A 21,981-nucleotide genomic window follows, 5' to 3' on the forward strand; every position below is an offset into this window, starting at 1 on the left:
GGCGGGAGTCCGGTACGGCGGTCCGCCCCGCAGTCATCTCTCAGGGGAGTCAACTGATGTACGACTACGACCTCCTGGTCGTGGGTTCGGCCAACGCCGACCTGGTGATCGGCGTCGAGCGGCGGCCGGCCGCCGGCGAGACGGTGCTCGGCGGCGACCTCGCCGTGCACCCGGGCGGCAAGGGGGCCAACCAGGCGGTCGCCGCCGGCCGGCTCGGGGCGCGCACGGCGCTGCTCGCGCGGGTCGGCGACGACGGTCACGGGCGGCTGCTCCTGGACTCCCTGCGCGCGGCCGGGGTCGACACGGCGGGCGTGCTGGTGGGCGGGGCGCCGACGGGTGTCGCGCTGATCACGGTCGACCCCTCCGGGGACAACAGCATCGTGGTGTCGCCGGGTGCCAACTTCCGTCTGGTGCCCGCGGACGTCCGGGCGGCCGTGCCGCTGCTGCACGCCTCGCGGGTGGTGTCGGCGCAGTTGGAGATCCCGCTGGAGACGGTCGTGGAGGTCGTCCGGAATCTGGCTCCCGGCAGCCGTTTCGTGCTGAACCCGTCCCCGCCGCGCCCGTTGCCGGCCGAGGTGCTGGCGGCGTGCGACCCGCTGATCGTCAACGAGCACGAGGCGCGGGTGATCCTGGGCGACGCCTGTGCGAGCGAGGACCCGGCGGACTGGGCGCGGCTGCTGTTGGCCGCGGGCCCGCGCTCGGTGGTGGTCACGCTGGGCGCGGAGGGTGCGCTGGTGTGCGACGGCTCGGGCGTGCGGCGGGTTCCGCCGGTGACGGTGGACGCGGTGGACACGACGGGGGCGGGCGACGCGTTCACGGCCGCGCTGGCCTGGCGGCTCGGGGCGGGCGACGCGCCGGCCGAGGCGGCGGCCTGCGCGGCGCGCGTGGGCGCGGCCGCGGTGACGAAGCGGGGCGCGCAGGAGTCGTACCCGACGGCGGCGGAGGTCGGGCTGTGAAGAAGGCGGGCATCCTCAACCGGCGGCTGTCCGGTGCCCTCGCCGAGCTGGGTCACGGCCACGGTGTGCTGGTGTGCGACGCGGGGATGCCGATACCCGACGGCCCGCGGGTGGTGGACCTCGCGTTCGTCGCCGGTGTGCCGTCCTTCGCCGAGGTCGTGGACGGTCTGCTGGCCGAGCTGGTGGTGGAGGGCGCGACGGCCGCGGAGGAGGTGCGGGCGGCCAATCCGGCGGCGGCCGCGCTGCTGGAGGACCGTTTCACGGACCTGGCGCTGGTGCCGCACGAACGCCTGAAGGAGCTGTCGGCGGGGGCCCGCCTGATCGTCCGCACCGGCGAGGCCCGGCCGTACGCGAACGTCCTGCTGCGCTGCGGGGTGTTCTTCTAGACGGTCCCGGCCGACGGCGTCGGCCGGAGACGTTTCGAGGGGGTGTCCCCGGCCCGTCGGCCGGGGACACCCCCTCGTCTTTCCCCTCCTCGTCGGAACCCCCGTGAATCCCCCCCGGGTCCCCTCCCGGGGTTCCGACGACAGGTACGACACGCAGGGTGCGGGAAGGGTTGCACGGCTCCGGAATATTTTCCGGGTCAGCCCACGACGTGCTGAAGGAAGCGTTCCGCCGTCTCCGTGAGCACCTCCTGGCCGTCCCTGGCCCACAGGTCCTCGTTGAAGAGTTCGACCTCGATCGGGCCCGTGTAGCCGGCCGCGGCCACGTGGGACGTCCAGGCGCGCAGGTCGATCGCGCCGTCGCCGAGCCGCCCGCGGCCGGTGAGGACGCCCTCGGGGAGGGGGGTGGTCCAGTCGGCGAGCTGGAAGGTGTGGATGCGGCCGGACGCGCCGGCGCGGGCGATCTCGGCGGGGGCCCGGTCGTCCCACCAGACGTGGTAGGTGTCCACGGCCACCCCGACCTGGTGCGCGGGAAAGCGTTCGGCGAGGTCCAGGGCCTGGGTGAGGGTGGAGACCACACAGCGGTCGGACGCGTACATGGGGTGCAGGGGCTCCACGGCGACGCGGACGCCGTGGTCCCCGGCGTAGGGGGCGAGTTCCGTGAGGGCGTCGGCGACGCGTTCGCGGGCGGCGCCGAGGTCCTTCGCGCCGGCCGGGAGGCCGCCGGAGACGAGGACCAGGGTGTCGGTGCCGAGGGCGGCCGCCTCGTCGACCGCCCGGCGGTTGTCGGCCAGGGCCGCGGCCCGCGCGTCCGCGTCGACGGCCGTCAGGAAGCCGCCCCGGCACAGGGTCGTCACCCGCAGGCCCGCGTCCCGCACCAGCGCGGAGGTCTCCGCCACGCCGTACGCCCGGACGGGCTCCCGCCACAGGCCCACCTGGCGGATGCCCAACCGTGCGCAGCCGGCGGCCAGTTCGGGCAGGGACAGCTGTCTGACCGTCATCTGGTTGACGGAGAGGCGTTCCAGTCCGGTGCCGGTCACGGGGTCACCCCGTACAGCGACAGCAGGGTCCTCATGCGGTCCTCGGCGAGTACGGGGTCCGGGAACAGGCCGAGGCCGTCGGCGAGTTCGTAGGCGCGGGCGAGGTGCGGCAGGGAGCGGGCCGACTGGTGGCCGCCGACCATGGTGAAGTGCGACTGGTGGCCCGCGAGCCAGGCCAGGAGGACCACGCCCGTCTTGTAGAAGCGCGTGGGGGGCTCGAAGAGGTGGCGGGAGAGCTCGACCGTCGGGTCCAGCAGGGCCCGGAAGCCCTGGACGTCACCGGTGTCGAGGAGCCGTACCGCCCGCGCGGCCCGCGGGCCCAGCGGGTCGAGGACGCCGAGCAGGGCGTGGCTGAAGCCCTGCTCGTCACCCGCGATCAGCTCGGGGTAGTGGAAGTCGTCGCCGGTGTAGCAGCGCACGCCGTGGGGCAGGCGGCGGCGCAGGGCGACCTCGCGGCCGGCGTCCAGGAGGGAGATCTTCACGCCGTCGACCTTGTCCGGGTGTGCGGCGACGACCTCCAGGAACACCTCTGTGGCCGTGTCAGGGTCGGTGGATCCCCAGTAGCCCTCCAGGGCCGGGTCGAACAGGGGGCCCAGCCAGTGCAGGATCACCGGTTCGGCGCACTGGCGCAGGAGGTGGCCGTAGACCTCCAGGTAGTCCTCGGGTCCGGTGGCGCCGGCCGCCAGGGCGCGCGAGGCCATGAAGGCGGCCCGGGCGCCGGACTCCTCCACGACCGCCAGCTGTTCCTCGTACGCCGCCCGGATCTCGGCGAGGGTGCCCCCGGTGAGCTGGTCGGTGCCGGCCCCGCAGACGATGCGGCCGCCGACGGCCCTCGCCTCCGCTGCCGACCGTCGGATCAGCTCGGCCGCGCCGCCCCAGTCCAGGCCCAGCCCGCGCTGCGCGGTGTCCATCGCCTCGGCGACACCGAGGCCGTGGGACCACAGGTGGCGGCGGAAGGCGAGGGTGGCGTCCCAGTCGACGGCGGCGGGCGAGTCGGGGGACACGTCCGCGTACGGGTCGGCGACGACATGGGCCGCGGCGAGGACCGTGCGCGAGACGAGGGGGGCACCGGCCGCCGGGGGCAGGGGTTCGGTGCGGGGCCGGTACGTCCTGAGGGTGCCGTCGGCGGCGGGGAGCCGGAGGGTCACAGCACGATCTCCGGCACGTCGACGCGGCGGCCCTCGGCGGAGGACCGCAGGCCCAGCTCGGCGAGCTGCACGCCGCGGGCGCCGGCGAGCAGGTCCCACCGGTAGGGGGTGCCGGCGTGGACGTGCCGGAGGAACAGCTCCCACTGGGCCTTGAAGCCGTTGCCGGACTCGGTGTCGTCGGGCACCTCCCGCCACTGGTCGCGGAAGACCTCGGTGGCGGGCACGTCCGGGTCCCAGACGGGCCTGGGGGTGGCGCTCAGGTGCTGCGCCCGGCAGTGGCGCAGGCCGGCCACCGCCGAGCCCTCGGTGCCGTCGACCTGGAACTCGACGAGTTCGTCGCGGTGGACGCGGACCGCCCAGGAGGAGTTGATCTGGGCGACGGCGCCGCCGTCGAGTTCGAAGATGCCGTAGGCGGCGTCGTCGGCGGTGGCGCCGTAGGGCCTGCCGTGTTCGTCCCAGCGCCGCGGGATGTGGGTGGTGGCCAGGGCCTGGACGGAGACCACCCGGCCGAACAGCTCGTGGAGGACGTACTCCCAGTGCGGGAACATGTCGACGACGATGCCGCCGCCGTCCTCCGCGCGGTAGTTCCAGGAGGGGCGCTGGGCGGGCTGCCGGTCGCCCTCGAAGACCCAGTAGCCGAACTCCCCGCGGACGGAGAGGACGCGGCCGAAGAAGCCGCCGTCGACGAGCCGCTTCAGCTTGCGCAGGCCCGGCAGGAAGATCTTGTCCTGGACGACGCCGTGCCGGATGCCCTTTCGCCGGGCGAGGCGGGCGAGTTCGAGGGCGCCGTCGAGACCGGTGGCGGTGGGCTTCTCGGTGTAGACGTGCTTGCCGGCCGTGATCGCCTTCCTGATCGAGGCCTCGCGGGCGGAGGTGACCTGGGAGTCGAAGTAGACGTCGACGGCGGGGTCGGCGAGGACGGCGTCGAGGTCGGTGGAGACGTGGGCGAGACCGTGCCGGCCGGCGATCTCCCGCAGGGCGTCCTCGCGGCGGCCGACCAGGACCGGCTCGGGCCAGAGCACGGTGCCGTCGCCGAGGTCGAGGCCGCCCTGCTCGCGCAGGGCGAGGACGGAGCGGACGAGGTGCTGTCGGTAGCCCATGCGCCCGGTCATGCCGTTCATGGCGATACGCACCGTCCTGCGTGTCACGTCGGTCCCTTTCATGGGCGCCGGGCGCCCGTTCGGCAGCGGCGTCGTGGTGCGACAGGCAGTCAGCAAGCGCTTTCTACCTGGTCCGAAGCTAGCGCCGGACCAGGGTGTGTACAAGACCGTGTCCTCTTCGAGTTGTTCGAGGGGGCGAACAACCGGGGCGCATGGACTTAGTGTTCGCTCGACAGACCCTCGGAACCAGGACCGGGACCTGGCTGTCTACGAGGGCGTACGACATGATGCGCGACCGGAGGACGACAGATGACGGTGACCCTGGCGGACGTGGCGGCCCGCGCGCAGGTCTCCCCCGCGACGGTTTCGCGCGTGCTGAACGGCAACTACCCGGTGGCCGCCTCCACGCGCGAGCGGGTGCTGCGCGCCGTGGACGAACTGGACTACGTCCTCAACGGTCCGGCCAGCGCGCTCGCCGCCGCCACCTCCGACCTGGTCGGCATCCTCGTGAACGACATCGCCGACCCCTTCTTCGGGATCATGGCGAGCGCGATCCAGTCCGAGATCGGCGGGCCGGGCGGACGCGCGGGCGGTGAGCGGCTGGCGGTGGTCTGCAACACCGGCGGTTCGCCGGAGCGGGAGCTGACCTACCTCACCCTTCTGCAGCGGCAGCGGGCCGCGGCCGTGGTGCTGACCGGCGGGGCCGTCGAGGACGCGCCGCACGCGGCGGCGGTCGGGGCGAAGCTGCGCAAGCTGGCGGAGGCGGGGACGCGGGTGGTGCTGTGCGGGCGGCCGCCGGCGCCGGACACCGGGGCCGTGGCGCTCACCTTCGACAACCGCGGGGGCGCTCGCGCGCTGACGGACCATCTCATCGGCCTCGGCCACCGCCGCCTCGGCTACATCGCCGGACCCCGGGAGCGTACGACGACCCGGCACCGCCTGGAGGGGCACCGCGCGGCACTGTCCGCGGCGGGCGTCGAGGAGGACCCCCGCTGGACGGTCCACGCGCGCTACGACCGGCGGTCCGGGCACGAGGCCACGCTGGAGCTGCTGCGCCGTGATCCGACCCTGACGGCGGTCGTGGCCGCGAACGACTCCGTCGCGCTGGGGGCGTGCGCGGCGCTGCGCGAGTCGGGTCTGCGCGTCCCCGAGGACGTCTCGGTGGCCGGCTTCGACGACCTGCCGTTCAGCATCGACGCGGTGCCCTCCCTCACGACGGTCCGTCTGCCGCTGGCCGAGGCGGGGGCCCGGGCCGGCCGCATAGCCATGGGCCGCGAGGAGCCTCCGCTGGGGGGCGTCGCGTCGGTGCGGGGGGAACTGATGGTGCGGGGCTCCTCCGGAGTGCCGCGGGGGTAGGGCCGGGCCGGTTTCCGGGTGCGGGTTCGTTGGGGTTCCTCGCGCCCCTGAGTTGACCGGGGCGATGTCGGCCGGGGGGGGGCGGGGCGGCCAGGTGTGTCGGGTGCGGGTTCGTTGGGGTTCCCCGCGCAGTTCCCCGCGCCCCTGGGGTGGCCGGAGCGATGTCGGCCGGGGGGGGCGGGGCGGCCAGGTGTGTCGGGTGCGGGTTCGTTGGGGTTCCTCGCGCAGTTCCCCGCGCCCCTGAGTTGACCGGGGCGGCGTCGGCCGGGGGGCGCGTGGTTTTCCGTGTCTCTGGTTCCTGGGCCGGTGGGGGGTTACGGTGGGATCTCTGACTGGGTCAAGTATCCGGGGGTGCGTATGTCCGTCCAGGACGTCCGGGCGTTCAACCGGTTCTACACCGGCGTCATCGGTGCCCTCGACTACGGCCGTCACCTCTACGCGCCGTACACCCTCACCGAGGCCAGGGTGCTGTACGAGCTCGCGCACGCCGCGCAGCTGGACGCGGCCGATCTGCGGACGCGGCTCGGGCTGGACGCCGGCTATCTGAGCCGGATCCTGAACCGGTTCGAGGACGGCGGGCTGATCGAGCGCGGGCCCTCGGACAGTGATCCCCGGCGGCGGCGGGTGCGGCTCACCGGCCCGGGGCGGGAGGCCGCCGGACTGCTCGACGAGCGGGCCCGCGACACGGTCGGGGCGCTGCTCGGCACCGTGGCACCGCGGGACCGGACACGGCTGGCCGAAGCCATGCGGGCCATTCGGGGCATCCTCGGGGACGATTCCGCCACCGGGCCCGGCGAGGTCGTGCTGCGTGACCCCGGACCCGGTGACCTCGGCTGGATCGTGCAGCGCAACGCCGCCCTGTACGCGGCCGAGTACGGCTGGAACTCCGACTACGAGGGCCTCGTCGCCCGGATCGTCGCCGACTTCGCCGAGGACCACGACCCGCATCGGGAGCGGGTGTGGATCGCCGAGCTGGACGGCCGTCCGGCGGGTTGCGTGATGTGCGTACGGGACGACGCGCCCGGCACCGCGCGGCTGCGGCTGCTGCTCGTCGAGCCCGAGGCGCGCGGGCACGGCATCGGCGACCGGCTGGTGCGGGCGGTCATCGACTTCGCCCGCGAGGCCGGCTACCGGGACCTGGTGCTGTGGACCAACGACGTGCTCGGCAGCGCCCGCCGCATCTACCAGCGGCACGGCTTCGCCCTCGTCGCCGAGAAGCCGCACCGCTCCTTCGGCCAGGACCTCCTCGGCCAGGACTGGCGCCTGGAATTGCATGGACCCGGCGACTGAGGGGTACGTTCCGTGCCCATGAAGCTGGCGTTCTCCACACTCGGTGTCCCCGGCCTGCCCGTTCCTGAGGTGCTGGCCCTCGCGACCGCCCACGGCTACCACGGCGTGGAACTGCGCGCCCACCCGGAGGAACCGGTGCACCCCGGTCTCTCCCCCGCCGACCGCGCCCGGACCGCGGCCCTGTTCAAGGAAGCCGGCATCGAGGTGCTGGGCGTCGCCGGGTACACGCGCGTGGCCGCGCCCGGCGACGACGCCCCGGTGCTGGAGGAGATCCGCGGACTCCTCGGACTCGCCCACGACCTGGGCGCGCCGTTCGCCCGTGTCTTCCCCGGCGCCGACCCCGCCCTGCCGCCGGAGGAGTCCGACGCCGTCGCCGCCCGGCGGCTCGGCACCGCCGCCGAGGACGCCGCCGCGCTCGGCGTCCGCATCCTGCTGGAGACCCACGACTCGCACCCCACCGGCGCCGACGCGATCCGCGTCCTCGGACCGGTCGGCCACCGGCAGGTGGGCGCGCTGTGGGACGTGATGCACCCCTGGCTGGGCGGCGAACAGCCCGCGCAGACGTACGCCTCCCTCAGCCCGCATCTGGGCTACGTGCAGGTGAAGGACATCGCCTCGGCCGAGGACACCGCCCCGCTGCCGCTCGGCGCGGGCGTGCTGCCGCTCACCGAGTGCGTCGACGTCCTGAGCCGGCACGGCTGGGACGGCTGGCTGTGCTGGGAGTACGAGAAGCGGTGGCACGAGACGGCCGCCCCGCTCCCGGAGCTGCTGGGCCCGGGCCGCGACCACCTCGTACGGCTGCTGGGCGAGGCCGCGTAGCGCCGCCGGGGAAGGGCCCCGCCGCGCTCCGGACCCGCGGTAATTCGCTGGCCGGGGCGTCAACGGCCGGTTAGCCTCCCCCGGTGCATCAGCAGCCGGGGCGCAGCGCCCTTCTCCGCTCATGAGCCTCGCCCGCTCGCTCGTCGACGTACGGCCGCTGCGCACCTCACCCGCCTTCCGGCGCCTGCTGATCGGCCGGACCGTCTCCGTGCTCGGCGGGTTCATGACCATGGTGACGGTCATGTACCAGGTGTGGGACACGACCCGCAGCACCGCCTGGACCGGCGCGGTCGGGCTGGCGCAGGCGCTGCCGCTGGTGGTGTTCGGGCTGTTCGCCGGGGCCTGGGTGGACCGGGCCGACCGGCGCCGGATCTTCCTCGCGGCCACCGTCGGCCAGGCGGCGTGCTCCGCGCTGCTCGCCGTGCAGGGCTTCACCGGGCATGTGCCGGTGCCGGCGGTCCTGCTGCTCGTCGCGGCGCAGTCGGCGTTCGGCGCGCTGGGCGCTCCGGCCGCCGGCGTGTTCGTCCCGCGCCTGCTGCCCCGGGACCAGGTGGCCGCCGGTCTCGCGCTGAACCAGATCACCGGCCAGTCGATGATGCTGCTCGGTCCCGCCCTGGCCGGGGTGCTGCTCGGCTGGTTCGGGATCGGCGTCTGCTATCTGCTCGACGCCCTCAGCTTCGGCTGTGCCTTCTACGGCGCCTTCGGGCTGCCCGCGCTGCGGCCGGAGGGCGAGCCGTCGCGGGCGGGCGTGCAGGGGGTGCTGGACGGGCTGCGGTTCCTGGCCGGGCACCGGGCGGTACGGGGTGCGCTGATCACCGACCTGGCCGCCACCGTGCTGTCCTTCCCGGTGAGCCTGTTCCCGCTCGTGAACACCGGGCGGTTCGGCGGTGATCCGCGCACCCTCGGTCTGTTCCTGTCGGCACTGGCGGTGGGCGGTGTGCTGGCGACCGCGCTGTCCGGACCGCTGACGCGGCTCGGCCGGCCTGGCCCGGTGATGCTCTGCGCGTCCGCCACCTGGGGCGCGGCCCTGGTCCTGTTCGGTCTGTCCGCCCGGCCCTGGGCCGGCCTCGCGCTGCTCACGGTCGCCGGGGCGGCGGACGCCACCGCGGTGGTCGCCCGTTCCACGCTCGTGCAGACACGTACACCGGACGCGCTGCTCGGCCGGGTCACGGCCGCCGAGCAGATCGTCGGGCAGGCGGGCCCCAGCCTGGGCAACGTGCGCGGCGGCCTGCTCGCCGGCTGGACCTCGGGCGCGACCGCCCTGATCACCGGCGGCCTGCTGTGCGTACTGGCGGTGGCGGGAGTCGCCGCGACGACACCGGAGTTGCGGGCGGGAAGAGTCCCCGCGCCCGGCCCGGCGAAGGCGTGAGCCCCGAACACCCGCGCAGGTCCGCCCACTTCGGCACCCCGGCGCCGGCCGGCTCCGCCCCGGACGGGAACCCGGCCGCGGGGCGCGCCGTCCGCCGGGCGGTCCGCCGACACCGGCGCGCCCCGCGGCCATGCGCCGGTGGCGGCCCGGTCCGCGGGTACTGTGCGTTGTCTTGACGGAAAGAAACTTCCCGGATATTGGTGATTCCTCGGAAGTTTCCTTCAGCGGTTCTCCTCCGGAAGGAGCGCACGTGCACGACACCAGCACGGGAAGCACGGGAAGCACCGCACGGCCGTCCAGACGCGCCGTCCTCGCCGCGACCGCGGGTCTCACCGCCGCGCTGACCGTCCCGACGACCGCCCGCGCCGCCACCCCCGACGAACACCGCCTGCGTGCCCTCGTCTCCCGGATGACGCTGGAGGAGAAGGTCGGCCAGCTCTTCGTCATGCGGGTCTACGGCCACTCCGCCACCGCCCCCGACCAGGCGGACGTCGACGCCAACCTCAGCGAGATCGGCGTCCGCACCGCCGCCGAACTGATCGCGAAGTACCGCGTCGGCGGGATCATCTACTTCACCTGGGCGCACAACACCCGGGACCCGCACCAGATCACGGACCTGTCCAACGGCATCCAGCGGGCGTCCCTGGACCAGCCGCGCGGACTGCCCCTGCTCGTCGCCACCGACCAGGAGCACGGCGCGGTCTGCCGGGTCGGCAGGCCCGCGACCCTCTTCCCGGGTGCCATGGCCATCGGCGCGGGCGGCTCCCGCTCCGACGCCCGCACGCTCGGCCGGATCTCCGGCACCGAGCTGCGCGCCATGGGCATCAACCAGGACTACTCCCCTGACGCCGACGTGAACGTCAACCCGGCCAACCCGGTCATCGGCGTCCGGTCCTTCGGCGCCGACCCGGAGGCGGTGGCCGGGATGGTGGCCGCCGAGGTGAAGGGCTATCAGGCGGCGCGGGTGGCGGCGACCGCCAAGCACTTCCCCGGCCACGGGGACACCGCCGTCGACAGCCACTACGGCTTCCCGGTGATCACGCACAGCCGGGAGCTGTGGGAGAAGCTGGACGCGGTGCCGTTCCGGGCCGCCGTCCGGGCGGGCATCGACTCCGTGATGACCGCGCACATCCAGTTCCCGGCCCTGGACGACTCCGGTGACCCGGCCACCCTGTCCCACCCGATCCTCACCGGCATCCTGCGCGGTGAACTCGGTTACGACGGGGTCGTGATCACCGACTCCCTCGGCATGGAGGGCGTGCGCAGCAAGTACGGCGACGACCGGGTGCCGGTCCTCGCGCTCAAGGCCGGCGTGGACCAGTTGCTCAACCCGCCGTCCATCGACGTGGCCTGGCACGCGGTGCTCAAGGCGGTCCAGGACGGCGAGCTGACCGAGGCCCGTCTCGACGAATCGATCCTGCGCATCCTGCGCCTCAAGGCGCGGCTGGGGCTCTTCACCGACCCCTGGGCCGACCGCGCGGGGGTGGACCGCACGGTGGGGACCCGGTCCCATCTGGCCGCCGCCGACCGGATCGCCGAGCGGACCACGACCCTGCTGGTCAACGAGGGCGGCGTGCTCCCGCTCAGCCGCCGCACCGAGTCCCGCGTCCTGGTCGTCGGCGCCGATCCGGCCTCTCCGTCGGGCACCACCGGGCCGCCCACCGGCGTGCTCGCGGCCGCCCTCACCGAGCTGGGCTTCACCGCCACGGCCCTGTCCACCGGGACGGCCCCCTCGGCCGCGACCGTCACCAAGGCGGTCGCCGCGGCACAGGACGCGGACGCGGTCGTGGTGGCCACCTACAACGTGACGCCGGGCAGTTCGCAGCGGACCCTGGTGGACCGGCTGCTGGCCACGGGCAGGCCGGTGGTCGCGGTGGCCGTCCGCAACCCCTACGACGTGGCCCAACTGCCGTCGGTGAAGGCCTGTCTGGCGACCTATTGCTGGACCGATGTGGAGATGCGGGCCGCCGCACGGGTGATCGCCGGGCGGGTGTCCCCGCGCGGCCGGCTGCCGGTTCCGGTGCAGCGGGCGGACGATCCGGCGCGGGTGCTGTACCCCGTCGGGCACGGGCTGTCGTACTAGGGCCTGTCGTTCGGATCAGGCCGGCCTGGCCCACGGTGCCTTGTCTGCCGACCCGCCCCGCGACGCGGGCAGGATCCACACGACAGGCCCCAGCCGCGTCCCGCCGGGCGGCCGGGGCCCGGTGGGCCGCGCCCGGCGGCCGTGGACGTGGCGGGCGGCCACGACGGCGGTGTGGTGCCGGTCCGTCGTGGCCGCCCGTCAGGTGTCAGGGGCGCAGCGCCGGTTCGCGCTCCACGTCCCGGACGTCGAGCTTCGCGTCGTGGCGGGCCAGCGGCCTGGCCGCCGACGGGTCCGCCAGGACCGCCGGGGAGGCCACGCCCGCCCACCGCAGGATCCGCGCGGTGGCCAGGGCCTTCTGGTCGGGGACCAGACCCGCCACGTTCGCGCCGTGGTTCATGCCGGGCGCGGTGAAGACGTACGAGTCACGCGCCCCGTGGCCCAGCCGGAACCGCTCCGAACCCCAGGGGTCGTTCTGGCCGTAGACGAAGAGCATGTGCGAGGCGTGGTGGCGGACCCAGGTGTCCACGTCCCGCATCGCCTGCGGCTGGAAGCGCATCGGGATGGAGCGGGGCACGAAGTTGCGCGGCGGCTGGTAGCCGTAGCGGATCAGCTTCCGTTCGATGTACGGGAAGTGGATCGTCGGCGCGCCCAGCTGGGTGCCCGCCTGGTAGTAGTACGGCGTGTACTGCTCCAGGCCCTGGTCGGTGTAGGCGGAGAAACCGGAGATGGTGTCGACCGAGTTCCAGATCTCGTCGTCGGTCGCGGTGGCCGCGTGCGCCGGGACGGTGTCGCAGTCCGCCAGCAGGCTGTACTGCCAGAAGCCCCACACGTAGTCCAGGACGACCGCCTCGTACGCCTTGTCCAGGCTGCCGACGGTGCCGAACGTGTAGCCGTTGTCGGCGGCGTACTGCGCGTACTTCTTCTCCAGCGGCTCGCGGCGCACCAGCGCCTCCCGCTGCACGGCGTTCAGCCGGTCCCGGCACTCCTTGGTGCCGACCCGGGTGAAGAAGCGGTCGTAGGCCGAGTCCTCCTTGTTCACGACGTCGTTGGGGGCCACGTAGGCCACCACACCGTCCATGTCGCGGGGGTAGAAGCGCTCGTAGTAGGTGGCCGTCATGCCGCCCTTGGAGCCGCCCGTGGCCAGCCAGTTGGCGGGGTAGACCGACTTGAGGGCCGTGAAGACGCGGTGCTGGTCGCTCGCGGCCTGCCAGATGTCGAGCTTGGACCAGTCGGCCGGCGCGGGACGGGACGGGGTGAAGAAGCGGTACTCCAGGGAGACCTGGTTGCCGTCCACGATCTGGGTGGGCTCGCGGCGCGAGGGCGTCGTGGAGACGTTGTAGCCGCCGGTGTAGAAGACCGTCGGGCGGCTGGTGTCCTTGTGCAGCACGGTGATGCGCTGCTGGAAGGTCCCCAGCTCCGGATGGCGGTGGTCGATCGGCTGAGTGTAGTTCAGGACGAAGTAGCGGTAGCCGGGGTACGGCTTCTCCTGGATCAGGCTCATGCCCGGTACGGACAGCAGCCGGTCCTTGATGTCGGAGGGCTCGGACTGTGCGGCGGTGGCCGCGCCCGCCGTGCTCAACGTGCCTATGAACACGGTGAGCGACAGCAGCCATCTGAGCACCTTGCGCATGCGCACTCTCCCCTGTGAGACAGATGTGCGCCGGAAGCTATCCCAGCAACTGCCTTCACACCAGGGGGGATTGAGTGTTCTTCAGGATGTGGTCAAGTGGATCAGCACAGGATCCAGCCGGAGCTGACCGCGTAGTGGTCCACCACGCCCTTGATCCACACGCAGCGGTGTCCGGCGTGCACGGTGACCGGGCCCGCGTGGTGCTTGTAGCGGCCCCGGTCCACGACGGGCCGGTTGCCGCGGGCCTGCACGCTGACCGACATGGTGCGGGTCGCCCCGGGGTGCCGGGCGACCGTGACGGCGCAGACGTAGCCGCCGCGCTTGTAGACGTGGGTGACACCGGTGCGGAACGGCAGGGTGCGCACCTCGCGGCCCGCGCAGCCGCCGGCCGTGGCGGCCTGCGCGGTACCGGTCGCCGCGAGCCCGAGCAGTCCGGACGCGGCCAGCGCGGCCGCGCCGAGCGCCAGTCTCCGGCGTATCGCACCCATGTTCATGTCGACCTCCCCGAACACCTGTCCCGCGTTCCCCCGGTCACCGTACTGATGTACGGACGCAGGACATGTGTCGGATGGTTGCACGACCGTCAGCGGGACGCGCCGACCGGCTCCTCCGGCTCGGACTCGCCGATGAAGGTCCGCCACAGTCCGGCGTACCGGCCGTCGCGGGCCAGCAGCTCCTCGTGCGTGCCGTCCTCGACGACCCGGCCGTGGTCCATCACCACCACCCGGTCCGCGCGGGCGGCCGTGGTCAGCCGGTGGGCCACCACCAGCGTCGTACGGCGGCCCGCCAGGCGGTCGGTGGCCAGGTTGACCTGCGCCTCGGTGGCCAGGTCCAGGGCGGCCGTGGCCTCGTCGAGGAGCAGGACGTCGGGGTCGACCAGTTCGGCGCGGGCGAGCGCGATCAGCTGGCGCTGGCCGGCCGACAGGTTCCGGCCGCGCTCGGCGACCTCGTGCAGATAGCCGCCCTCCAGCGTGGCGATCATCTCGTGGGCGCCCACCGCGCGGGCCGCCGCCTCCACCTCGGCATCGGTGGCGTCGGGACGGCCGTAGGCGATGGCGTCGCGGACGGTGCCCGGGAAGAGATACGCCTCCTGCGGCACCACCCCGAGGCGGTGCCGGTACGCGGTGAGGTCCAGGGCGCGCAGGTCGGTGCCGTCGGCCGTGACCCGGCCGGAGGTGGGGTCGTAGAACCGGGCCACCAGCTTCACCAGCGTCGACTTCCCGGCGCCCGTCTCCCCCACGAACGCGACGGTCTGCCCCGCCGGGATCGTCAGGTCGACGCCGGTCAGAGCCTCCTCGCCGTCCCCGTACGCGAAGTGCACGCCCTCGAAGGCGATGTCCCCGCGCAGGGCCGGCACGGCGAGCGGGTCGGCGGCCGCCTCGGTGGACGTCGGCTCGCGCAGCAGCTCCTGGATGCGGCCCAGCGACACGGTGGCCTGCTGGTAGCCGTCGAACACCTGGGAGAGCTGCTGGACGGGGGCGAAGAACAGGTCGATGTAGAGCAGGTACGCGACGAGCGCGCCGGTGGTGAGGGTGGCCGCGTCGACCCGTCCCGCCCCGGCGACCAGCACGGCCGCCGCGGCGACCGAGCTCAGCAGCTGGACGAACGGGAAGTAGACCGAGATCAGCCGCTGGCCGCGGACGCGCGCGCTGCGGTAGCTGTCGCTGCGCTCGGCGAACCGCCGCGCGCCGTCCCGCTCGCGCCGGAAGGCCTGCACGACCAGCAGTCCGGACACCGACTCCTGGAGGTCGGCGTTGACCAGCGACACGCGCTCGCGGGCGAGCTCGTACGCCTTCACGCTCGCCCGGCGGAAGAAGAAGGTGGCGACGATCAGCGGGGGCAGGGTGGCGAAGACGACGAGGGCCAGCTGCAGGTCGATCACCAGCAGGGCGACCATGATGCCGAAGAAGGTGACGACCGAGACGAACGCCGTGACCAGACCGGTCTGGAGGAACGTCGACAGCGCGTCGACGTCCGTCGTCATCCGGGTCATGATCCGGCCGGTCAGCTCGCGCTCGTAGTAGTCGAGGCCGAGCCGCTGGAGCTGGGCGAAGATCTTCAGCCGCAGCGTGTACAGGACGCGCTCGCCGGTCCGGCCGGTGACCCGGGTCTCGCCGATCTGCGCGGCCCACTGGACGACGACGGTCAGCAGGCCGAGCAGCGCGGCCGCCCACACGGCCCCGACGGCCATCCGGGTCACGCCCTGGTCGATGCCGTGCCGGATCAGCACCGGCAGCAGCAGCCCGGCGCCCGCGTCCACGGCGACCAGCAGCAGGCTGACCAGCAGGGGGGTGCGGAAGCCGCGCAGCAGACGGCGCAGGCCGTAGGAGTCCTCCGGGCGGACCGCGCGCCCCTCGTCGACGTCCGGGACGTCGGTGGCCGGGGGCAGCGCCTCGACCTGGGCGAGCAGTTCGGGGGTGGCCGGGGTGCCGCCGAGCGCCCGGTCCTTGGGCTCGCGGTCGCCGGTCCACAACCGCGGGGTGACGCCCCGCTCGGCGTCGAACTCGGCGTCCAGCTCGTCGCGTACGGAGGTGTCCTCCCGCGGCTCGGCCGGGCGCTCGTGGCCCGGGGAGACCCCGCCCAGCTCGTCCGGGTCGGTCAGCAGCCGGCGGTAGAGGGCCGAGCGCTCCTGGAGCTCGTCGTGGGTGCCGATGTCGGCGAGCCGGCCGCCGTCCAGGACGGCTATGCGGTCGGCGAGGTTGAGGGTGGAGCGCCGGTGGGCGATGAGCAGGGTGGTACGGCCCCGCATCACCTGCTGGAGCGCCTCGTGGATCTCGTGCTCGACCCGGGCGTCCACGGCCGAGGTGGCGTCGTCGAGGACGAGCAGGCGGGGGTCGGTGAGCAGGGCGCGGGCGAGCGCGACGCGCTGGCGCTGGCCGCCGGAGAGGGTGAGGCCGTGCTCGCCGACCTTGGTGTCGTAGCCCTCGGGCAGCTCGACGACGAACCGGTGCGCCTGGGCGGCGCGGGCGGCGGCCTCGATCTCCTCCTGGCTCGCGTCCGGGCGGCCGTAGGCGATGTTGGCGCCGACGGTGTCGGAGAAGAGGAAGGAGTCCTCCGGGACCAGTCCGATCGCGGCCCGCAGCGAGTCCAGGGTCAGCTCGCGCACGTCGTGGCCGCCGATCAGGACGGCGCCGTGGGTGACGTCGTAGAAGCGCGGGAGGAGCAGGGAGAGCGTGGACTTGCCCGAGCCGGAGGAGCCGACGACGGCCAGGGTCTCGCCGGGCCGGATCTCCAGGCTGAGCCCGTCGAGGACCTTCGGGCCGTCGGCGTACCCGAAGGACACGTCGTCGAACTCGACGGTCGCGGGCGCGTCGGCGGGCAGTTCCTTCGTGCCCTCCGTCAGCGTCGGCTCGGTGTCGATGAGCTCCAGTACCCGCTCGGTGCCGGCGCGGGCCTGCTGGCCGACCGTGAGGACCACGGCGAGCATCCGGACCGGGCCGACGAGCTGGGCCAGGTAGGTGGAGAAGGCGACGAAGGTGCCGAGGGTGATGTGGCCCCGTACGGCGAGCCAGCCGCCGAGGGCCAGCATGGCGACCTGGCCGAGCGCGGGCACGGCCTGGAGCGCGGGGGTGAACCTGCTGTTCAGGCGGATGGTGCGCAGGCGCCCCGCGAAGAGGCGGCGGCCGACCTCGCGCAGCTTGCCGGTCTCCTGGTCCTCCTGCCCGAAGCCCTTCACCACACGGACGCCGCTGACGGCGCCGTCGACCACGCCCGCGACAGCGGCGGCCTGCGCCTGGGCGTACCAGGTGGCGGGGTGCAGCTTGGACCGGCTCCGTTTGGCGATCCAGCCGAGTGCCGGCGCCACGGCCAGCGCGACCAGGGTCAGCGGCAGCGACAGCCACGCCATGATGATCAGGGAGACCAGGAAGAGCAGGAGGTTCCCGATGGTCATCGGGAGCATGAAGAGCAGGCCCTGGATCAGCTGGAGGTCGCTGGTGGCCCGGCCGACCACCTGCCCGGTGGACAGCTCGTCCTGACGGCGGCCGTCGAGGCGGGTGATCGTGTCGTACATCTCGGTGCGCAGGTCGTACTGCACGTCGAGGGCGAGCCGGCCGCCGTAGAAGCGCCGGACGTACGTGGTGACGTAGACCAGTACGGCCGCGCCTATCAAGGCACCGGCCCAGGGGCCCATGGCACGGCTGTGGTCGCCGATCACGTCGTCGATGATCACCTTGGTGATCAGCGGGACGATCGCGAGGACGGCCATGCCGGCGAGGGACGAGCCCAGGGCGAGGACGACGTCCTTGGGGTACCGCCATGCGTAGGCCGCCAGCCGTCGTGCCCATCCCCGTTGCGCTGCCACGCCGGTGCCTTCCTGTCGACCTGCTCTACCGGAAGGCACCAACGTCGTGAGCGGGCGATTTCATCCCGCCGTAACAATCGCGCGGTCCGGGGCGGCCGGCGCCGTCACGTTCCGTGACGGGTGGGGCGGTCGAGCCGGTGTCCGCAGGCCCGGCGGCGGACCGAGTGGCCGTCGCCGCCGGGTCGCGGCCGGGGCGCCCGGTGTCAGCCCTGGGGCGGGGTGGCGACGAACGCCTCGCTGGGACGGCTGGTCGGGGTGTAGCGCGTGACGCCGGAGGTGGTCGGCACCAGGTCCTTGTGGATGGCCTTGGCCACGTTCTGGATGGTGGTGACGCCGTAGCTCATGGTGCTGTTGTCCTGCGTCAGCACCGAGATCATGTAGTCGTGCCCGGCGCCGTTGAAGGTGCCCAGGCTGTGCACGCGCCAGCCGTGCGTGGAGCGCTGCAGCCAGCCGTTCTTGACGTGCACCGCGACGGAGGACGGCGCCCCGGCGGGCGTGCCCCAGCGCTGCGAGGAGACGACCTGGCCCATCAGCTTCAGGATGTACGCGCGCGCGTTGTCGCTCAGCACGCTGTTCTTGGCGGTGACGAGCTTGAGCAGCTTCTGCTCGTCGGTGACGTTCTCCTGGGTCAGGCCCCAGTAGCCGTTCGCGCCGGGCGTGGTCTTCGTCATGCCGGCGGCGGTCAGGAAGCCCTTGATCTTCGTCATGCCCAGCTGCTTCCACAGCTTGCTGGTCGCGTCGTTGTCGGACTTGGTGATCATCGCCTTGGCGAGCGTGGTCTCGGTGTCCGTCAGGTACCGGTTGTGCTTCTTCGCGTCCCACAGGAGCGTGGCGAGCACGGTGACCTTGACGGTGCTGGCCGAGTCGTAGGCGCTGGTGGCCCGCAGGGTGCACGTGGTCTTCGTGCTGCGGTCGTACAGGCCGACGGCGACCGTTCCCTTGCGGCCCGCAAGGGCGGCGGTGATGTCCTTCTTCAGCTTGTCCGCGAGGCCCGTCTTCGCGGACGTGCAGCTCACCGTGGGCGTGACGGCGGCGGCAGGCGTGGCGGCGGTGACCGCCGGAACGAGCAGCGCGGCGCCGACGGCGGCCGCGAGCGCCCGACCGGATATCCGGTAAGTCATGGAAAGTTCCCCTAAAACGTCTACGGGCGTCCCCCTGAACGCCGTCGAGCGCACCCGTGCGCTGCCTGACTGGACTCGCGAGGGCACGCGAAAGTTGTACACGCTTTCGCCGTGCGGGAGTTCGAGGGGTGGGGGGGTGGGGACGGGGCGAGGCTTCGCTCGTGACGGGACGCCTGTCCGCCTCCTCTCTCCGAGGCCGGCCCGGCACCCGACGCCAGACACACCGGTCTGGGGCCCGGGTCCGCTCATCACACTTCGTCGCTCACACCGGTGAAGACGTTCTGCTCCTCCCATGCCCGGTTAGGGTCTTCGGGCCAGTGAGTCGCACGACGGGGAGCAGAACGGCACCATGGCTGACCAGGGAAGCGCCGGCAGTGGCGAGATAGGGCAAGGAGTTCCACAAGGCCTACGGGCCGAACGTGACGAAGATCGAGAATGCCGCGTCCATCCTGGCCGAGGGTCTCGCCAGCATCCGCGAAGCGATGGTCGACATGGCGGACGGGCACATCGACAACGAGCAGCTCGTCCGCTCGATGTTCAGCAAGGTCCAGGTGCAGGAGCACGGCGAGGCCGGAGGCCACGGCAAGTGAGCGCGGCCGACAAGGCGAAAGAGATCGTCCAGGACCTCACCGGCATGTGGTGGCCCGACGCCGACGAGGACGGGCTGCGGAACGCGGCCAAGGCGTGGCGGGACTTCGCCGACGATCTGGAGGACGTGCTGTCGGCGGCGAACAGGTCGGCCCGCGGCATCATCGAGAACAACAAGGGCGAGGCGATATCGGCCTTCGACGACCCGTACTGGCGTCGCTACTACCACGACGGCCACGGTTGGCTGAAGGACATGGCCGACGGCGCCCCCGACATGGCCAAGGCGCTCGACACTCCGTGAGCCGCACCTTCCGATACCGCTTCCGCAGTCCGCTCGGCGGTCTCGCCGCAGATCTGACCGCCGAGTGGGCCTCGCCGGGCACCGATGACGGTTTCCTCCTGCAGGTGGACCGCAAGGTTCGTCTCGCACCGCCCAGCGGCATGCACTGGCGCGACGTCTCCTGGCTGTCCTTCGGTCTGGCGGCGCACGCGTCCGATCTGATGGCACGGCACACCGAAGGACTCGTGGTGCGCGTCACCGCACTCACCTATCCACTCGCTCACTTCCGGTCGGAAGTGGCAGCCCTGGCCATGGACGGCTGGCTCAGAGAGGAGTTCGGCCTCCCCGAGCGTGGGCTGCGCGTCTCCTTCGACAGCGCGACGGGTGGCTACGCCTTCGAGTGGGGTTCCTACGGTGACCCCTTCGAGGACAACCTCTTGAGGTAGGAACAGGGAGACGGCCAGGAGCCGTCGGCGAAGTGCAGGCGGAAGCGGGCCATCAGCTTTGTCCGGGGCCGGCGTTCGACCCGGGTCACCCAGGCCCGCTGCCCCTCCCACACCGGGGTGCCGTCCAGGGACCGGACCAGGCCCACGCGCTGGTCCGTCACGCGCAGCAGCAGCGCGTGCGCGGCGATGCTGCCGGCCTCGCCGGCCTGCGCGCAGACGGAGTTGACCAGCCGGTTCGCGACCACCGCGCCGACACCGACGCCCTTGGCGGAGACGACGAAGCCGTATGCCAGTAGCCGCTCACCGGGGGCCAGTCGGCTGTGGGCGGAACGCTCACGCAGGGCAGACGTGCCCATGATCATAGGAGCGCCGGCGGCACGGGCTCAATCCAGATGCGTAGGCGCGAACATCCGCAGCACCGCCGGGAGTACGACCACCGACGGGCCCGGGGTGGCGAGGGCCTTCGTCAGGTCCGTCTCCAGGGTTTCCGGGGTGGTGCGGGTGCCCGGGACGCCGAAGGACTCCGCGAGGGCCACGTAGTCGGGGCGGGTGAGTTCCGTCGCCGTCGCCTGGCCGAAGGCGTCCGTCATGTACTCGCGCAGGATGCCGTAGCCGCCGTCGTCGACGATCAGCCAGGTGACCGGCAGGTCGTACTGCTTGGCGGTGGCCAGCTCGGCGATCGAGTACAGGGCCCCGCCGTCGCCGGACACCGCGAGGACCGGGCGGGACGGGTCCGCCGCGGCCGCGCCCAGCGCCGCCGGGAAGCCGTAGCCGAGGCCGCCCGCGCCCTGCGCCGAGTGCATGGTGTTCGCACCCCGCGTGTCGAAGGCCGACCACGCCCAGTACGCCAGGATCGTCATGTCCCAGAAGGACGGGGAGTCGGCCGGCAGGGCGCGGCGCACCGCGGCCAGCACGTCCTGTTCCAGGGTGAGTTCCTGGGCGGCGATGCGGTCAGCGACCCGGGCGAGCAGGTCCCGTACCCGGCCGGCCGCCGTGTCGTCCTCGCGCGGCGACACCGTCTCCAGCAGCGCCTGGAGCGCGAGGCGGGCGTCCGCGTGGATACCGAGGGCGGGGTGGTTGGACTCCAGCTTGCCGAGGTCGGCCTCGATCTGGATCACCCGGCCACGCGGCTTGAACGTGTGGTAGTTCGAGGAGAGTTCACCGAGGCCGGAGCCGACCACCAGCAGGACGTCCGCGTCCTCCAGGAGGTCCGTCGTGTACCGGTCCTCCAGCCAGGACTGCATCGACAGCGGGTGCTGCCAGGGGAACGCGCCCTTGCCGCCGAAGGTGGTCACCACGGGGGCGTCGAGCATCTCGGCCAGCTGCAGCAGCTTCCCCGAGGCGTCCGCGCGTACGACGCCGCCGCCCGCGATGATCGCCGGGCGGGCCGCACGGGACAGCAGGTCCGCCGCCACCGCCGTCAGTTCGGGGCGCGGCACCAGGTCGTCCGGGGTCGCGTCCATCGCCGTCACCACCGGCAGCGTGGTCTCGGCGAGGAGGACGTCCTGCGGGATCTCCACCCACACCGGTCCGTGCGGAGCCGTCAGCGCCGACTTCCAGGCCGCCGCGATCGCGGACGGGATCTGGGACTGGCTGCGGACCGTGTGGACGGACTTGACCACGCCACGGAACGAGGCCGCCTGGTCGGGGAGTTCGTGGAGGTAGCCGTGGCGGCCGCCGCCGAGGCCGGCCGTCGGGATCTGGCTGCTGATCGCCAGGACGGGAGCGGAGGCGGCCGCGGCCTCCTGGAGCGCCGCCAGGGAGGTCAGCGCGCCCGGGCCGGTCGAGAGCAGCAGCGGGGCCGCCTCGCCGGTGATCCGGCCGTACGCGTCGGCGGCGAAGCCCGCGTTGTTCTCCACCCGCAGACCGATGTAGCGCAGGGCGGAGCGGCGCAGGGCGTCGAACATGCCGAGAGCGTGCTGGCCGGGCAGGCCGAAGACGGTGGTCGCGCCGAGCCCGGCCAGGGTTTCCACGACCAGGTCTCCGCCGTTGCGCCCAGGGGGCGGGTTCAGCGCGGTCGAGATCTGTGCCGCCGTCGGGCGGAGAACCAGGTCGTGGTCGTGAGTCAC

19 protein-coding genes are annotated in these 21,981 nt (G+C 73.1%); 10 read left to right on the forward strand and 9 right to left on the reverse strand.

Annotated features, from left to right (window positions below; all coding sequences use genetic code 11):
- Nucleotides 1-56: 56 nt before the first annotated feature.
- Both N8I86_RS15120 and rbsD read left to right on the forward strand, forming a co-directional pair.
- Nucleotides 57-956, forward strand: coding sequence for a ribokinase (locus tag N8I86_RS15120; protein ID WP_073900535.1), 900 nt, complete (start codon nt 57-59; stop codon nt 954-956).
- A complete protein-coding gene (gene rbsD, locus N8I86_RS15125; RefSeq protein WP_073900533.1) occupies nt 953-1,342 on the forward strand; it encodes a D-ribose pyranase in 390 nt (129 codons plus the stop codon). The genes N8I86_RS15120 and rbsD overlap by 4 nt, the downstream gene beginning before the upstream one ends.
- 197 nt (nt 1,343-1,539) lie before the next feature.
- On the opposite strand, the gene N8I86_RS15130 is transcribed toward rbsD, so the two are convergent.
- From N8I86_RS15130 to N8I86_RS15140, 3 genes are read right to left on the reverse strand one after another with little or no spacing between them, the layout of a single operon-like run.
- Entirely contained in the window at nt 1,540-2,340 is an 801-nt protein-coding gene (locus N8I86_RS15130) for a sugar phosphate isomerase/epimerase family protein (RefSeq protein ID WP_263280107.1), read from the reverse strand.
- A gap of 35 nt (nt 2,341-2,375) precedes the next feature.
- Entirely contained in the window at nt 2,376-3,527 is a 1,152-nt protein-coding gene (locus N8I86_RS15135) for a dihydrodipicolinate synthase family protein (RefSeq protein WP_263277993.1), read from the reverse strand.
- A complete protein-coding gene (locus N8I86_RS15140) occupies nt 3,524-4,675 on the reverse strand; it encodes a Gfo/Idh/MocA family protein (protein WP_263277994.1) in 1,152 nt (383 codons plus the stop codon). Before N8I86_RS15140 ends, N8I86_RS15135 begins: the two co-directional genes overlap by 4 nt.
- Before the next feature lie 261 nt (nt 4,676-4,936).
- Between N8I86_RS15140 and N8I86_RS15145 the strand changes: the two genes are divergently transcribed.
- The 5 genes from N8I86_RS15145 to N8I86_RS15165 all read left to right on the forward strand — a co-directional run bounded on the left by N8I86_RS15145 (nt 4,937) and on the right by N8I86_RS15165 (nt 11,544).
- Nucleotides 4,937-5,983, forward strand: coding sequence for a LacI family DNA-binding transcriptional regulator (locus tag N8I86_RS15145; RefSeq protein WP_263277995.1), 1,047 nt, complete (start codon nt 4,937-4,939; stop codon nt 5,981-5,983).
- Between the two features lie 357 nt (nt 5,984-6,340).
- A complete protein-coding gene (locus N8I86_RS15150; RefSeq protein ID WP_263277996.1) occupies nt 6,341-7,273 on the forward strand; it encodes a bifunctional helix-turn-helix transcriptional regulator/GNAT family N-acetyltransferase in 933 nt (310 codons plus the stop codon).
- Nucleotides 7,274-7,291: 18 nt separating this feature from the next.
- Complete coding sequence (locus tag N8I86_RS15155; protein ID WP_263277997.1) at nt 7,292-8,092, forward strand: sugar phosphate isomerase/epimerase family protein; 801 nt, start codon at nt 7,292-7,294, stop codon at nt 8,090-8,092.
- 121 nt (nt 8,093-8,213) lie between these two features.
- Complete coding sequence (locus tag N8I86_RS15160) at nt 8,214-9,461, forward strand: MFS transporter (protein ID WP_263277998.1); 1,248 nt, start codon at nt 8,214-8,216, stop codon at nt 9,459-9,461.
- Nucleotides 9,462-9,711: 250 nt separating this feature from the next.
- Nucleotides 9,712-11,544, forward strand: coding sequence for a glycoside hydrolase family 3 protein (locus N8I86_RS15165; RefSeq protein WP_263277999.1), 1,833 nt, complete (start codon nt 9,712-9,714; stop codon nt 11,542-11,544).
- Nucleotides 11,545-11,749: 205 nt separating this feature from the next.
- Here the strand turns inward: N8I86_RS15165 and N8I86_RS15170 are convergent, their stop codons facing one another.
- The 4 genes from N8I86_RS15170 to N8I86_RS15185 all read right to left on the reverse strand — a co-directional run bounded on the left by N8I86_RS15170 (nt 11,750) and on the right by N8I86_RS15185 (nt 18,598).
- Complete coding sequence (locus tag N8I86_RS15170; protein ID WP_073900522.1) at nt 11,750-13,174, reverse strand: S28 family serine protease; 1,425 nt, start codon at nt 13,172-13,174, stop codon at nt 11,750-11,752.
- Between the two features lie 101 nt (nt 13,175-13,275).
- Complete coding sequence (locus N8I86_RS15175; protein ID WP_073900673.1) at nt 13,276-13,668, reverse strand: hypothetical protein; 393 nt, start codon at nt 13,666-13,668, stop codon at nt 13,276-13,278.
- Nucleotides 13,669-13,757: 89 nt separating this feature from the next.
- Nucleotides 13,758-17,477 (reverse strand): ABC transporter ATP-binding protein, encoded by a 3,720-nt coding sequence (locus N8I86_RS15180; protein WP_263278000.1) that lies wholly within the window; start codon nt 17,475-17,477, stop codon nt 13,758-13,760.
- A 203-nt stretch (nt 17,478-17,680) separates the two neighbouring features.
- Nucleotides 17,681-18,598 carry a class A beta-lactamase-related serine hydrolase gene (locus N8I86_RS15185; protein WP_263278001.1) on the reverse strand — a complete coding sequence of 306 codons (918 nt, stop codon included), beginning with the start codon at nt 18,596-18,598 and terminating at the stop codon, nt 17,681-17,683.
- A gap of 419 nt (nt 18,599-19,017) precedes the next feature.
- On the opposite strand from N8I86_RS15185, the gene N8I86_RS15190 reads away from it, so the two are divergent.
- The 3 genes from N8I86_RS15190 to N8I86_RS15200 are packed head-to-tail and all read left to right on the forward strand — an operon-like array spanning nt 19,018 to nt 19,912.
- Nucleotides 19,018-19,188, forward strand: a complete 171-nt coding sequence (locus N8I86_RS15190; RefSeq protein ID WP_263278002.1) for a hypothetical protein — start codon at nt 19,018-19,020, stop codon at nt 19,186-19,188.
- Nucleotides 19,185-19,487, forward strand: coding sequence for a WXG100-like domain-containing protein (locus N8I86_RS15195; protein WP_263278003.1), 303 nt, complete (start codon nt 19,185-19,187; stop codon nt 19,485-19,487). The genes N8I86_RS15190 and N8I86_RS15195 overlap by 4 nt, the downstream gene beginning before the upstream one ends.
- Complete coding sequence (locus tag N8I86_RS15200) at nt 19,484-19,912, forward strand: hypothetical protein (RefSeq protein WP_263278004.1); 429 nt, start codon at nt 19,484-19,486, stop codon at nt 19,910-19,912. Before N8I86_RS15195 ends, N8I86_RS15200 begins: the two co-directional genes overlap by 4 nt.
- Here the strand turns inward: N8I86_RS15200 and N8I86_RS15205 are convergent.
- Both N8I86_RS15205 and N8I86_RS15210 read right to left on the reverse strand, forming a co-directional pair.
- On the reverse strand, nt 19,876-20,268 hold the full coding sequence (locus tag N8I86_RS15205) for a hypothetical protein (protein WP_263278005.1): 393 nt from the start codon (nt 20,266-20,268) through the stop codon (nt 19,876-19,878). The two genes, N8I86_RS15200 and N8I86_RS15205, sit on opposite strands and share 37 nt — an antisense overlap.
- A 27-nt stretch (nt 20,269-20,295) precedes the next feature.
- Complete coding sequence (locus N8I86_RS15210; protein ID WP_263278006.1) at nt 20,296-21,981, reverse strand: thiamine pyrophosphate-binding protein; 1,686 nt, start codon at nt 21,979-21,981, stop codon at nt 20,296-20,298.

The organism is Streptomyces albidicamelliae (genome assembly GCF_025642175.1).
GTDB classification, from domain to species: Bacteria; Actinomycetota; Actinomycetes; order Streptomycetales; family Streptomycetaceae; genus Streptomyces; species Streptomyces albidocamelliae.

Coding starts and splice junctions, on each gene's coding strand:
- N8I86_RS15205 (WP_263278005.1), bottom strand. CDS start 20,268: ATGGGCACGTCTGCCCTGCGTGAGCGTTCCGCCCACAGCCGACTGGCC.
- N8I86_RS15155 (WP_263277997.1), top strand. CDS start 7,292: ATGAAGCTGGCGTTCTCCACACTCGGTGTCCCCGGCCTGCCCGTTCCT.
- N8I86_RS15175 (WP_073900673.1), bottom strand. CDS start 13,668: ATGAACATGGGTGCGATACGCCGGAGACTGGCGCTCGGCGCGGCCGCG.
- N8I86_RS15130 (WP_263280107.1), bottom strand. CDS start 2,340: ATGACGGTCAGACAGCTGTCCCTGCCCGAACTGGCCGCCGGCTGCGCA.
- N8I86_RS15185 (WP_263278001.1), bottom strand. CDS start 18,598: ATGACTTACCGGATATCCGGTCGGGCGCTCGCGGCCGCCGTCGGCGCC.
- N8I86_RS15120 (WP_073900535.1), top strand. CDS start 57: ATGTACGACTACGACCTCCTGGTCGTGGGTTCGGCCAACGCCGACCTG.
- N8I86_RS15150 (WP_263277996.1), top strand. CDS start 6,341: ATGTCCGTCCAGGACGTCCGGGCGTTCAACCGGTTCTACACCGGCGTC.
- N8I86_RS15145 (WP_263277995.1), top strand. CDS start 4,937: ATGACGGTGACCCTGGCGGACGTGGCGGCCCGCGCGCAGGTCTCCCCC.
- N8I86_RS15170 (WP_073900522.1), bottom strand. CDS start 13,174: ATGCGCAAGGTGCTCAGATGGCTGCTGTCGCTCACCGTGTTCATAGGC.
- N8I86_RS15160 (WP_263277998.1), top strand. CDS start 8,214: ATGAGCCTCGCCCGCTCGCTCGTCGACGTACGGCCGCTGCGCACCTCA.